Raw genomic sequence first — 12,843 nt, forward strand, 5'->3', positions numbered from 1 at the left:
GGACGCGCAATGCGCGTCTCTACAGGCTAAGGGCGGACACCATAACTCTCAATTCTCAACTCTAAACTAAAAAAACATAGATTTGATTTATCCGAAGCAATATGATATAATTATATGGAAAAATTTTTTTGAAAAAAGTGAAACCTTTTCTGCATAAGGTGTGTATTATGAGTGTAAAGGTCCTGAAAGACCGAAAGAAACGTTTCAAAAGGAAGAAAAAGCTATGACTGACGAACTGTTCCTACAGGCGTATGATACGTACAAAAACACGGTATATGCCGTTATATTCAATTATCTGCGCAGTGCGGAGGACGCATCGGAGCTTTCGCAGGATACCTTTATAAAATTATACACATACGACGGCGAATTCGACTCTGATGAGCATATGAAGGCATGGCTCATAAGAGTCGCTATAAACGGCAGCAAGAATCATTTGCGCAGCAGAAAGCATATCTCATCATCTCCTATACCTGAGGATATGTCCTCAGATGACAGGTACGAAACTGACGAGATAATCGCAGAGGTAATGAAGCTTCCTGAAAAATACAGAGTTCCTATCCACCTTTTCTACTATGAGGAATACGGTATCTCCCAGATTGCAGAGATACTCTGACTTCCCGAGGCAACAGTCAAAACAAGGCTGAACCGCGGAAGAGAAAAACTCAGAAAGAAGTTAAGAAAGGAAGATTGGCTGTGAGTGAGAATAAATACAGAAAGGCTATGGACGGCGTATGTGATAAGCAATTCAGACTGACAGGGGAAGAAATGCTCGAAAAAGCAAAGGCTTCTTCAGTGGAAAGGAATATCACTATGAACGCTACAAAGAAAAGGAATATAATAGGCAAATTCATCGGAACAGCTGCTGCCTGCGTTATCATTTCGGGTACAGTTGCTTCAGCTATGGGCTACGGACCTCTTGGCGACCGCTTCAGAAAGTTCTTCGGCAAGGACGAGATCACAGCAGAGATAATAGATGAGGGACATTTTTGCGAGATAGGTCAGGAGCAGTCGGACGAAATGTTCACAGTAGTGCTTGCTTCTGTAACAGGAGACCTGTCATCGCCAAAAATGTTATTTGATATTACCGTAAAGGACGAACAGCTTGCCGCTGAAAATGAAAGATTACAGATATATGCCTATACTCTCAGTGAGGAAAAATACCTGAATGAGCTTGACAATTATGCTATGTGGGACGCTTACGGCGAAAAAGATCCTGATGTGAACAATCTGTATCATGTATGCATGAACGGCGCATCTTCCTTTATGATAAATGAGGAGGAAGTCATTGCAGCAGTAAAGCAGATAAGCTTTGAAAATGACAGCGTGAACAATAAATTTGATTATGATGTAAATATGGAATATCGCTTTACAGTGCCGAAACAGGCTCTTAAAGAGACAGTACGCGAGTATTATGATGATATACCTATGAACAGCGGAAACATTGATTACAGGCTGTTCTTCTGCGAATTTGGAGCTTATGACTCGCTGTTCAAGTTCAAATACGATTTCCTCGGCACAGAGCTTGCAGGCGGCGAGACAGATTACGATAATTTATACGCAAAATTTGACAAGGACTGGCACAGATTTTCAGATACATTCATACTCAGCGTTGACGGCACAGAATATGAGCCGAAGGAGCTTGGTTACGGCTACTGCGATGAAGAGGGCGAGGCTTTTGACGCAGGTACTTGCTGTACATGGATGACATTCCCGAGCGTTGATTATGCAAATGCTGTGAACGTGACCCTTTTCGCAGACGGCGAAGCATATGTGCTTAAAGGAAATGCTTTGGAACTGAAAAATGAGCCTGTAAATCCAAGACCTGACAGTGAAAAGTACAAGGAAAGCGACGGATCATCGCTTTATGAATACGATAATGGTGAAGCAGATCTGTTTTATGATGATATCGTTCTGAGCAGCGGAAATGTTGATTACAGGTTATTCCATTGCAGATTTGGCAAGGAGGATACTTCCTTGTCTGTAAAGTTCGATTTTCTCGGCACAGAACTTGCGCACGGCGAGACAGATTACAATAATGTTATAGATGCTTTTGATGATGACTGGCACGCTTTTGCAGGAAGCTTTGTACTTAACGTTGACGGCACAGACTACGAGCCGAAGGAGCTCGGATACAGCTACTGCGATACAGAGGGAGAGTCTTTTGACGCAGGTACTTGCTGTACATGGCTGTCATTCCCTGGCATAAACTACAAAGAAGCTGAAAGCGTTATCCTTATAGCAAACGACAAGACCATTACACTCAAGTAATGATATAAAAACCATGATATAGTTAAAAAGCGGCACAGTTTAAACTGTGCCGCTTATATTTTTGCATATAGGTGAATGGTGATTACGTACAAATTATGGTGCTGCCTTTTGTATAAAAGGGAGAATGTAAGAAAAATTTTTCTGATAATCAACGGTTTTCCATTGAATTTCAGTGTTTTTCAGCCCTATAGTGAAAGGACTTTTATGCACCGTAAAACAGCTTATGGTTTTAAAACCATATTACATCTGCCCCAAAGCTCATCACCGAAGGGGAAAGCATCGGGAGTTATGCGCCTTTCCTTGAAGCCTGCGCTCTCGTAGCACTTCCGCGCTCTTTCGTTTACGGTAAACACATTGAGCTGAACTGCGTCTGCTTTCAGTATCTCAAAGCAGTATTTCGAGGCAAGCTGTATCATTTCCTTTCCATAGCCATTACCGCGCTGTGCAGGGTCAATAATAACGAATGCCAGAAGTGCTTCATTGCTTTCGTAGTTTACAGAGCAGCATATAAATCCGACTATCGTTCCGTCGTCTGTAGTTGCAACGAAAGGACAATCGCCGTGTTTTATGTACATATCCGCAAGAAACTGCTCAAAAGCTTTCTTTTCAAGTGGATAGGGAGAGTGTTTTGCACTCCACATGGCGTTAGTGCGTTCATCTGTTACCCAGTCCTTTATAGCGTCAAAATCGTTGCTTGGTACATATGGTCTTAGTCTCATAGTAACACCTCTTTTTTTTATTCGGAATTAGGAATTCGGAATGCGGAATTATTCTGTCCGCGATGCGGACAAATAAAAAATGTAGGGGACGGCGTCCTCGACGTCCCACAAGAAGGGCTGTCGGGGACGCCAGCCCCTACAAAATGATTATTTAAATTGAAATGAACGGGCGGCGAAACGCCGCCCCTATTATCTTAGTTCTTCGCTATTAGCTCTTCTTTGCGTCTGCCTGTCTCTGGAAGTACTTTACTGCTTCAACGATAGGTAAGATAAATGCACCGCAGATGAATGCGCAGAGGTAATTTTCAGCAATAAGCTCTGAAAGTGAGAACATCTCTCTCAGTGAAGGTATAAAGAGTATCGGTATTGTGAGAACAGCTGAAAGTGCGATAGCACCAATGAGCACTATGTTGTGCTTCTTCATTGAGAAGATAGAGTCTTTAAGGCTTCTCATGTTCCATGCGTGGAGCATTTCGCATACGCAGAGGGTAATGAATGCCATTGTCATGCCTGACTCATGTCCCTCGGTCTGGAAACCGATAACATAGGAGATAAGTGTGAGCAATGCGATGACAGCACCCTGCCACAGCAGATTTATGCCCAGACCGTCAGAGAAGATGTGTGAATTACTGCTTCTTGGCTTACGTGACATGATACCGTTTTCGGCAGGCTCCATGCCCAGTGCAATAGCGGGGAAGCAGTCGGATATAAGGTTTATCCATAAGAGGTGAACAGGATTGAAAAGTACGAATGAGCCGTCTGTAAGGCTTCCGAGACCTATTGTAGCGATAAGTATGCAAAGCACCTCGCTGAGGTTGCTTGAAAGCAGGAACTGTATAGCCTTGCGGATATTGTCGTAGATACGTCTTCCCTCTTCAACAGCGCCTACGATAGTAGCGAAGTTATCGTCTGTAAGCACCATATCGGCAACGTTCTTTGTAACATCGGTACCTGTGATACCCATACCAACACCGATATCGGCACTCTTGATAGAAGGTGCGTCGTTTACGCCGTCACCTGTCATAGCAGTTGTCATGCCCTTCTTACGCCATGCATTTACGATACGGACCTTGTGCTCAGGCTGTACACGGGCATAAACGCTGTAGTCGCCAACGTGCTCGTTGAATTCATCATCGGGTATCTTTGAGAGCTCTGCACCTGTGAGAGCCTGCTGACCATTTTCGAGGATACCAAGCTCCTTAGCGATAGCAACAGCAGTATCTCTGTGGTCACCTGTAATCATAACAGGGCGTATGCCTGCTGTGCGGCAGAGACCGATAGCGTCCTTAACTTCGGGACGAACAGGGTCTATCATACCTGTCATGCCTATGTATATAAGGTCGTGTTCAAGAGCCTCAGGAGAAGTATCTGTAGGAAGCTCGTCATATTCGCGGTAAGCTGCAAGCAGGACTCTGAGAGCCTGGTCAGCCATTTCCTTATTGCGGCGGAGTATTTCGAGTCTGTCGGACTCTGTCATTATGCGGACGCCGCCTTCTTTGTACATATGTGTACAGTTTTTCAGCACCTCATCGGGAGCGCCCTTTGTGTACTGGATATAGCCCTTGTCAGTCTTGTGGACTGTGGACATCATCTTTCTCAGTGAATCGAAAGGAGCTTCAGCAACTCTTGGAGTTGCAGCTTCAAGCTCATACTTTTTAAGTCCGCACTTGTGTGCATAAGCAACGAGAGCAGCTTCTGTAGGCTCACCTGCAACGGTGTCGTCGGAGTTGAGCTGTGCATCACAGCAAAGAGCCATAGCTCTTGCAAGGAGCTCCTTATCGTCTGTATTCTCGTGAACGACAGTCATCTTGTTCTGTGTAAGAGTACCTGTCTTGTCAGAGCAGATTACCTGTGCGCAGCCGAGAGCCTCAACAGCAGTAAGTCTGCGTATGATAGCTCCGCGCTTTGACATATTGGTAACGCCGATAGAAAGAACAACAGTAACAACTGCTGCAAGACCCTCAGGGATAGCTGCAACAGCAAGGCTGACTGCTATCATAAAGGATTCAAGGAACTTAGGAAGTGTGATAGCGCCGTCTGCAGCGAGCATACGTACTATGTTAAGTCCGAGGATAATAACGCAGATAACAAGAACTGCGATAGAAAGTATCTTGCTGAGCTGGTCAAGGCTCTTCTGAAGAGGAGTCTCATCGTCGTCAGCGTTAGCGATAGCACCTGCTATCTTACCCATTTCGGTCTGCATACCTGTAGCAACTACAACAGCCTCTGCACGACCGTAGGCGATGCTGCTGCCCATGTAGAGCATATTCTTTCTGTCGCCGAGAGGTACTTCCTCGCCTGAGAGGACTGCACTGTCCTTTTCGCATGGTACGCTCTCACCTGTCAGAGCTGATTCTTCGGCTTTAAGTGCAGCTGCTTCAAGAATACGGCAGTCGGCAGGTACGTTGTCACCTGCTTCAAGAGCTATTACATCACCCGGTACAAGCTCTGAGCTTGGTATGACTACAAGCTCGCCGGAGCGGAATACCTTGCTCTGTGCGGCACTCATAGCCTGTAATGCTTCAATGGCAGATTCTGCTTTATTTTCCTGATATACGCCGAGAACCGCATTTGCGATAACAACGAACAGGATTATGAAAACGTCCGCATCAAGCTTACCCTCGGATATAATGCCTGTTATCGCAGATATAACAGCGGCTGCGATAAGTACAAGTATCATCGGGTTTTTGAACTGTTCGATGAAACGAGCCATAAGAGTTGGCTTAGGAGGCTCATCGAGCTTGTTCTGACCTACGGTCTCAAGTCTTTTCTTGGCTTCTTCAGCAGTAAGACCTGATGCCGAGCTGTCAACCTCCTTGAGTACGGAGTCGGTGGATTCGAGATAATGTTTCATTTTTTCCTCCCCTAAAATATCATTGTAATAAAATAAAAACTGCGGTCAAGGGCAAGTCATATACTGTTTTAGGAACAACAGCTGACTTACAGCCTAAACTACAGTACTAAACAGATAAAATTTTATCATTTACAGATTAAATTGTCAAGAGATAAAGGTGTATACTTGGTGAAAGTATGGTGATAAAAGTGTGAAACTGCGCAAATGCGTTTATATAGCAAAAGAGCCCGTTCCTCAGAGCAGAAACAGACTCTTTTGTTCGGAAGCTGAAGCGGAGCTTCCTGTATGAAAAATCACTGTATGATTTACTTCGAAACAAGCAAATGAATGGAAATTCTGATTTGCTATTGTACTTTCAACGGTTTTTTATTTATAGAGATGGTTTTTTAGAGAGATCTGAAAGCGTAATGGGGGGTTCACTGTTTGTTCCGAGTGAGATGACATACGAATGATCATCAACCTTAGCTTAGGCGGAAGAGCGTATCTGCCGATTGCTCGGCAGACCTCTATTCCGTTAGGGGATATGATGTATTATAAAAGCTGTTGGCGTGATTAATAGTGCAGGCATCATTTAAGATGCAGTCACGAAAAGTGATATGACTTAATGCCCTTTTAGGTTCGCCTCCCGAAGAGTGACTGCACGATCATTTGACCCTGTCGATTGTCGTGTGCTATGATCGTTATTGAGTTGATGCTAAAACCTTTGTTGGGACATTCTTTGATAATTACTATTATTTATTTGTGATTCGTTTCGTAGTGCTCGGCGCATCAGATAATGAAAAATACGCTTCAAATGGTGTAATAATTATATATAGATATTGCAGTGAATAATGTAATAGAGAATCGATTAGCTGTTATGTGTTTATTATCGGTTAGAATCTTCTGAACTTTTTGAGATCTTTTGGGGGAGTAGGCTGGTTTGTTAACCATAAGCAAGCTGAATTTGCATTCTGCTCTGCTGCCTTTACAGATTTTGTAACGATAGTTTTCATTATTTTTGCTTTGACAGAGTCACAAGAAAACTTCATTGTATGAATTACCTCCTGATAAAATGATTGTGTAGGCACCTTCGGGGTGACGCCTTAGTTATTATTATATTTAGAAACGCAAAAAAGTCAAGGCTTTTGCACTAAACGCCCGCTATTTGCATTTTTAGTATGAAATTATTGGAAATTTATATAGTTTATGTATTAATGTGCTTTTTAAACAACATATCATCGTTTGCCAGATTATCGGGGATTGGGATAAGGATTTCGGTTATAAACATATCATTTTCTGTATGTGCATTGAAGTTTCCGCTATACTTTTTGCAGGCGTTTCTGATATTTGACATACCGATACCCTGATGCCCCTTTTTAGTGCTTCTGAATTGTTTCTTTACGTCCTGATTTACCTCGGCAAAGGTATTTTCGACGTATATGAAAACGAAATAGTTTCGCCTTGTAATTGAGAGTGATACATGACGTTTTTCTTCGGGAAGCTCTGCACAGGCTTCAAAAGCGTTGTCCAGCAGATTTGAGAAGATAGCCGTTATATCAAGGTTTGAGATGAAGTCCATCTGTGTGAATTCGGCATTGACCTTGAAATCAACCTTCATGTTGTCTGCGGCTTCTATCTTGTTGTTTATAACAACGGTAAGGATAGAATTGTCACATTCAAAGCGAGGCATGAGCTTGTTGAGCTCAGAGTTGAGCATATCTCTGTATTTTCCTGCCTCGTCAGCCTTATTTGCTGTTATGAGGCCTTCAAGAGAGGCAATATGTTTTCTTACATCGTGAATAACTCTTCTTGAAGCAATGTATTTTTCATTTAGCTTATTATATGCATTGAGCTGTAAAGTTGACTGCTGTGTTACAAGTTCAAGTTCTTTTTCCGTCTTGTATGCCTTTGAGATACGATTGATAAGATATGTAAGGTAAAGATCTAAAAGCAGGAAAATAAGAAGTATGAGAACTATTTCATATCTTGACTCAGATTCGGAAATAATGTCAATAAGGAATGTGAAAAGTAATATTTCACCGATAATAAGACCAAAGAACATTATTACCTCTTGTGTACGTATATTGTTTATGCCCTTTTCAGAGTTTATAGATACGAAGCATTTTGCAAGAGCAAGCATGATTATCCAGTCCATGAGAGCAGTTGCCGCATAAGAATATGGCTTTTCGGTTATTTTTTCTACAGGTACGTCAATTATAAATGCTATCATAAATGTTGTTATCATTTCAACTATCAGCATTATGACATAAATTATAGCATCATATATGAGAAAGCTTTTGCTTGAAGGCTTGAAGAATATTATGTTGAAAATTATAAGTGACAAGAATGAGAACGAGAAATTTAATATGGCTATTTCAAGGGTTTTGATGTATGTCATTATCAACGCGGCTAACAATATATATATTATACGGAAAGAAACATGATACTTTTTAGAAGGGTATATCTTTTCATAAAGAACGTTGGAGTACGTATAAAAGGCGATAAGAGTCGCCAATTGGATAAAGAATATCATAATTATATCAACCTTGCCTTATATAGTTTTTTATGAAACGGCTGAATTCGTTGTGGAAGTCCTTCAGCTTCTTCTGTGCCACAGGTACTTCAATGCCGTTAGTGGTATACAGTGTGAAGTTATTGAGCTTATCGATGTGTTCCATATTTACTATAAAGCTTTTATGCGGTGATACAAAGCTTTCCGAGTTGATAAGGCTGAAAATGTCAGAAAGGCTTCCTTTTATCTGATATTGCTCAGACTTTGTATATACGGTTATCCTGCGGTTGCCCGTATACTCGAAAACATAGATGTTCCTGAGGCTGAGCAGGAGAGGTCCGTCCTCGCCTTTGAGCTGTATAACGGTATCCTTTTCCGCATTTTCGGACAGATACCTTGTAAGATCGTCGAGAACTTTGGAGATACGCACCTCCTCAAAGGGTTTGACAACAAAATCAAACGGGTGTACAGCATAGCTTTGCAGAGCAAATTCCGAGTGATTTGTCACATAGACTATCCTTGCGCGTCGGTCGATCTGTCTGAACAGCTGAGCTGTTTTTAGACCGTCCATGCCGCCCATTTCGATATCGAGAAATACAAGATCGAAATTGAGCTTGCTTTCAAGCAGCTTTTCGCCGCATTTGAAGCTGTGTACCTCAAATTCAATGGCGTGAGAGGTGCTGTAGTGTGAAATAGCTGTCTTAATAGCCTGGATCATGTCATTGTCATCGTCACAGATTGCAATATTGATCATTTTTTCACTCCTTTTCTGTTGCTTATACGTCCTGCAATCAGCAGCACTGCTGTGATAAATACTGATAATGATACCGATAGCATGGGGGTGTACAGTCTGAATAATGCCAGTATTACAGCTATAGCTGTTTCCGCTGATGTTATTATCAGTGAACGTCTGCGGAATACCCTGCGTTCGATATCATCAAAGGGCTTTGTCGGAGCCTCGGTGGGAGCTATGAAAATAATTATCATTGCGCCCAGAAACAAAAGAGCTGCCGAAACATAAAGCCTTGCAGGACCTTGTAAGAGCTTTGATGCTGCGATAACTGCGGCAAGTATTATTACAGAGACAAGAAAGCAGCCCTTTCTTGAGCTTGAATGATAGCCTCCGCAGCAGCTTCGCATAGGTGTGTACAACACCAGAAATATTATCACGGCAATAAAACTTTTCAGTATCAGTGCCGTTATAAGCATAAATGCAGATGTTATAGTTTTCATTATGGTAAGCTCTAAACCATAACGAACTATTTCCGCATCTTCCTCCTTAGCGTATCCATTGCTCAGGAGTGTTTTCATTATCGCATCGAGAATTTTATTCATCATTAATATCCCTATGTTCCTTTTTTATAGTACCTACATATCTTGTTGCGATAAAATTACTAAATTATGTTCTTTCTGTTATCAGATTAATTATATATCAAAATATAATAAAAAGTCAAGTCGTCTGCGGCTGAAAATTGTTGACATATGGGAAATCTGCTGATATAATATAGTATATATATCTTATATATATTAGTGATGAATTTGATATAGGAGGTAAAAAACTATGAAAATCAAGGGGTTTATTTCAATTCTTGCCGCACTTGCAGTAATAACAGGTTCAGGGGCAAATCTACCTGTTGCTGTGGCTGCGGAGGTCGTTTCCGAGGCAGAAAGCACTGCGGAATATGATCTTGATGCCGTTTCAAAAAACGTTGAAAAGGACGGTGTATTATACGCACTCTATAACGGATATGCGGCTGTAGAGCTTGTTAACGACAATACTATCGAGGAATTCACAGTTCCCGAGACTATCAATAACGTTCCTGTTGTTGGTATAAAATGGGGGGCATTCAGGAACTGCTCAAAGATAAAGAAGCTTACTCTTACAAAGAACGTAAGCGTTATGGAATGGAGCGATGTTGCCGAGCAGACTATGGAGGAGATAGCTGTAACTGAGGATAACGAGGCATTTACAGTTGAAGACGGCATACTTTACAGCAAGGATATGAAAACTGTAGTCGCTTTTCCGCCTTCAAACAGTGCAGCAGAGATCAAGATAGCGGATAAGGCAGAAAAGATAGCTCCGTATGCTTTTATAGCTTGCCACAACCTTACTAAGATAGAGGTAAGCAATAACGTTAGAGAAATAGGCGCGGGTGCTTTTGCAGGCTGTATCAATCTGACCTCTGTAAATATCCCCGACGGCGTACAAAAGATAGAACAGGGTACATTTATTGGTACAAAGGCTCTGAAAGACCTCAAGATACCCGGCTCTGTTGAGAATATTTATTTTGAAGCCTTCAGGGATACAGGTGCTGTCGTTGTTGAGGACGGCATACATTACGTTGACAAATGGGCTGTAGGTGCAGATGATGATATAGACCGCGCTGATATCCGCATGGGTACAGTTGGTACTATAGAAGGACTTTTCAGCGGAAAAAACAAGCTTAAAGTAATAACTGTTCCTGCATCGGTTAGCCATGTGGGCAGATATCTTGCTTTTGGTATTTATATGCCTCTGGAGCTGGTCGTATTTAACTGTCCTGTTATCCCTGCTGGCTGTATAGGCTGCCCAACTGTAAAGGAAGTATGGATAAATGACCCTGACTGTAAGATAGAGGATCATGAAAAATCTATCCCTGCATACTGGAGAGAGCCTAAGGAAGATCCCGATAGCAAGACCGACATAGATGAAGAAAACGATTATACCGTAAAGCACACTCGCGTTGCTTCTGCAAATGTTGCGGCAAACTCTATTCAGAAGGCTATAAATACTTCACTGGTAGAGCTTGATGAGGATATTGACCAATCAAGTACGACAATAACAAAGATAGAACATTACATGGAGAAAGCCAAAAAAATAAACCAGAATACAGAGGATACTTCTGCAAGTGTAGAAGCTCAGCCTGTAGAAAAGGTATATTCCGCACCTATAAAGATAGGCAATCCTGCAAAGTATGACACTATTATCCGAGGACACAAAGGCTCTACAGCAGAGGAATACGCTCTTAAATACAAGAGGGTATTTGATCCCTTTGTACCTGCGGTTGCTGTTGTTGGACCTGATATCGTAGAGGATATGGATAACGGCGTTGATTACTGGATATATGGTGAAAACTTTGCAACTGCTCAGATAAGCTCGGGCAGAGTTACATATGGCAAAGAGGTGCCAAAGGAGATTACTATACCCGAAACTGTTAAGGGTGCTACTGTTAAAACAGTTAAAGTATTCCAGGGCAAATCGGATATAGTTCATATCCCTGCAACTGTGGAAAACTATGTCTGCCTCGTGGACGCAGCTGAGGACGGTATCGCTTATTACGATGTAGCTGAGGATAATCCGTATCTTACATCTGTTGACGGTATCATCTACAGCAAGGACATGACAAAGCTTATAAAAGTTCCGTCAAGATATGCTGGCAAGAAGATAGTTGTTCCCGATACTGTCAAGTCAATAGAGAATTTTGCTTTCTTCAGTCTTGATAATGTTGAGAGCATCGAGCTTCCGAATGATATCGAAGTAATAAGCAGATGTGCATTCAGCGGCTGTGATAAGCTCGTATCGGTAAATATGCCCGAAAAGCTCGGTATCATAAGCGATAATGCGTTCAATGGCTGTACTGCCCTTAAAAATGTTACTATTCCCGACAGTGTATATTATGTGGGCTATAATGCGTTCCATGATACTTCTCTCGTTGAATTTGAGAAGGGTCTCGGATATAAGGACGGCTGGCTTGTTGAGGTCGAGCACGGAAATGGCAAGTCCGAAGCATTAGTGAATATAAAGGAAGGCACTACAGGTGTTGCTGCAATTTATGCAAATACTGATATCACGCTCCCCAAGACTGTTACAAAGATGAGCTGGGGAATGATAGAGGGCAGCGACAGAGGTCTCAGGAGAGCCGATGTTTACTCTCATGTACTTGATTACGATGCTTTCGTCAACGCTTGGTTCTTAAAGGATATATATATCTACGACCCTGAATGTGAGATATGCGCAGGTGATCAGACCATGCGTGCAAAGCACTATGAATATGCCGATGAGCTGGTAGAATATCGTGAAGGTGGATATCATGAGCAGTATACAGATGCAAGAACACTTGCAAATGAGCTCAATGAGATAGAAAACAGCAGAGTATTGGAAGATACTGTTATCCACGGCTATGAGGGCTCTACAGCAGAGGCTTATGCTAAGATGTACGGTCTGAAGTTTGAGGCTATGGACGATACCAATGCGTATAAGAACGGCGACCTCAACGGTGACGGACAGTTCAACGTGGGCGACCTTGTTCTTATGAACAGATATATCCACGGTACTTATACATTCAACGAAAAGCAGTTCAAGTCCGCTGACCTTAACGGCGACGGAAATGCTGATGTCTTTGATGTGATAGAGTTCCGCAAGAGAATACTTGCAGACTGATATGATATTACAAAGCCACTTCCGATAGCGATGTCAGAAGTGGCTTTTTCCCGAAAATACGGCATTGCAACGTTGCTTAACGCAATTGTTA

Annotated in this window: 9 protein-coding genes; 3 read left to right on the forward strand and 6 right to left on the reverse strand. The window is 42.2% G+C overall.

Annotated elements, in window-relative coordinates; all coding sequences use genetic code 11:
- Positions 1-223: 223 nt before the first annotated feature.
- Together BUB28_RS00495 and BUB28_RS00500 are read left to right on the forward strand one after the other, a co-directional pair.
- Complete coding sequence (locus tag BUB28_RS00495) at positions 224-613, forward strand: RNA polymerase sigma factor (RefSeq protein ID WP_242939893.1); 390 nt, start codon at positions 224-226, stop codon at positions 611-613.
- A gap of 80 nt (positions 614-693) precedes the next feature.
- Positions 694-2,268 (forward strand): hypothetical protein, encoded by a 1,575-nt coding sequence (locus BUB28_RS00500; RefSeq protein WP_072947714.1) that lies wholly within the window; start codon positions 694-696, stop codon positions 2,266-2,268.
- 221 nt (positions 2,269-2,489) lie between these two features.
- On the opposite strand, the gene BUB28_RS00505 is transcribed toward BUB28_RS00500, so the two are convergent.
- From BUB28_RS00505 to BUB28_RS00530, 6 genes are all read right to left on the reverse strand, one after another.
- Positions 2,490-2,987 (reverse strand): GNAT family N-acetyltransferase, encoded by a 498-nt coding sequence (locus tag BUB28_RS00505; protein ID WP_072947716.1) that lies wholly within the window; start codon positions 2,985-2,987, stop codon positions 2,490-2,492.
- Between the two features lie 208 nt (positions 2,988-3,195).
- Complete coding sequence (locus BUB28_RS00510; protein WP_072947718.1) at positions 3,196-5,841, reverse strand: cation-translocating P-type ATPase; 2,646 nt, start codon at positions 5,839-5,841, stop codon at positions 3,196-3,198.
- Positions 5,842-6,713: 872 nt separating this feature from the next.
- The gene (locus BUB28_RS00515; RefSeq protein WP_081373318.1) at positions 6,714-6,869 is read right to left on the reverse strand and encodes a cyclic lactone autoinducer peptide; all 156 of its coding nucleotides are present in this window, start codon (positions 6,867-6,869) and stop codon (positions 6,714-6,716) included.
- A 155-nt stretch (positions 6,870-7,024) separates the two neighbouring features.
- Positions 7,025-8,080 (reverse strand): sensor histidine kinase, encoded by a 1,056-nt coding sequence (locus tag BUB28_RS00520; RefSeq protein ID WP_207647067.1) that lies wholly within the window; start codon positions 8,078-8,080, stop codon positions 7,025-7,027.
- A gap of 280 nt (positions 8,081-8,360) precedes the next feature.
- On the reverse strand, positions 8,361-9,086 hold the full coding sequence (locus BUB28_RS00525; protein ID WP_072947721.1) for a LytR/AlgR family response regulator transcription factor: 726 nt from the start codon (positions 9,084-9,086) through the stop codon (positions 8,361-8,363).
- Positions 9,083-9,670, reverse strand: coding sequence for an accessory gene regulator B family protein (locus BUB28_RS00530; RefSeq protein ID WP_081373319.1), 588 nt, complete (start codon positions 9,668-9,670; stop codon positions 9,083-9,085). The genes BUB28_RS00525 and BUB28_RS00530 overlap by 4 nt, the downstream gene beginning before the upstream one ends.
- Before the next feature lie 223 nt (positions 9,671-9,893).
- Between BUB28_RS00530 and BUB28_RS00535 the strand changes: the two genes are divergently transcribed.
- A complete protein-coding gene (locus tag BUB28_RS00535) occupies positions 9,894-12,752 on the forward strand; it encodes a leucine-rich repeat protein (RefSeq protein ID WP_072947724.1) in 2,859 nt (952 codons plus the stop codon).
- Positions 12,753-12,843 lie beyond the last annotated feature (91 nt).

The sequence above is a fragment of the Ruminococcus flavefaciens genome (assembly GCF_900143025.1).
Lineage (GTDB): Bacteria > Bacillota > Clostridia > Oscillospirales > Ruminococcaceae > Ruminococcus > Ruminococcus flavefaciens_I.

Excerpts from the sequence above, each read along its gene's own strand:
- BUB28_RS00495 (WP_242939893.1), top strand. The coding sequence starts at position 224 with ATGACTGACGAACTGTTCCTACAGGCGTATGATACGTACAAAAACACG.
- BUB28_RS00505 (WP_072947716.1), bottom strand. The coding sequence starts at position 2,987 with ATGAGACTAAGACCATATGTACCAAGCAACGATTTTGACGCTATAAAG.
- BUB28_RS00510 (WP_072947718.1), bottom strand. The coding sequence starts at position 5,841 with ATGAAACATTATCTCGAATCCACCGACTCCGTACTCAAGGAGGTTGAC.
- BUB28_RS00515 (WP_081373318.1), bottom strand. The coding sequence starts at position 6,869 with ATGAAGTTTTCTTGTGACTCTGTCAAAGCAAAAATAATGAAAACTATC.
- BUB28_RS00520 (WP_207647067.1), bottom strand. The coding sequence starts at position 8,080 with ATGCTGATAGTTGAAATGATAACAACATTTATGATAGCATTTATAATT.
- BUB28_RS00525 (WP_072947721.1), bottom strand. The coding sequence starts at position 9,086 with ATGATCAATATTGCAATCTGTGACGATGACAATGACATGATCCAGGCT.
- BUB28_RS00530 (WP_081373319.1), bottom strand. The coding sequence starts at position 9,670 with ATGATGAATAAAATTCTCGATGCGATAATGAAAACACTCCTGAGCAAT.
- BUB28_RS00535 (WP_072947724.1), top strand. The coding sequence starts at position 9,894 with ATGAAAATCAAGGGGTTTATTTCAATTCTTGCCGCACTTGCAGTAATA.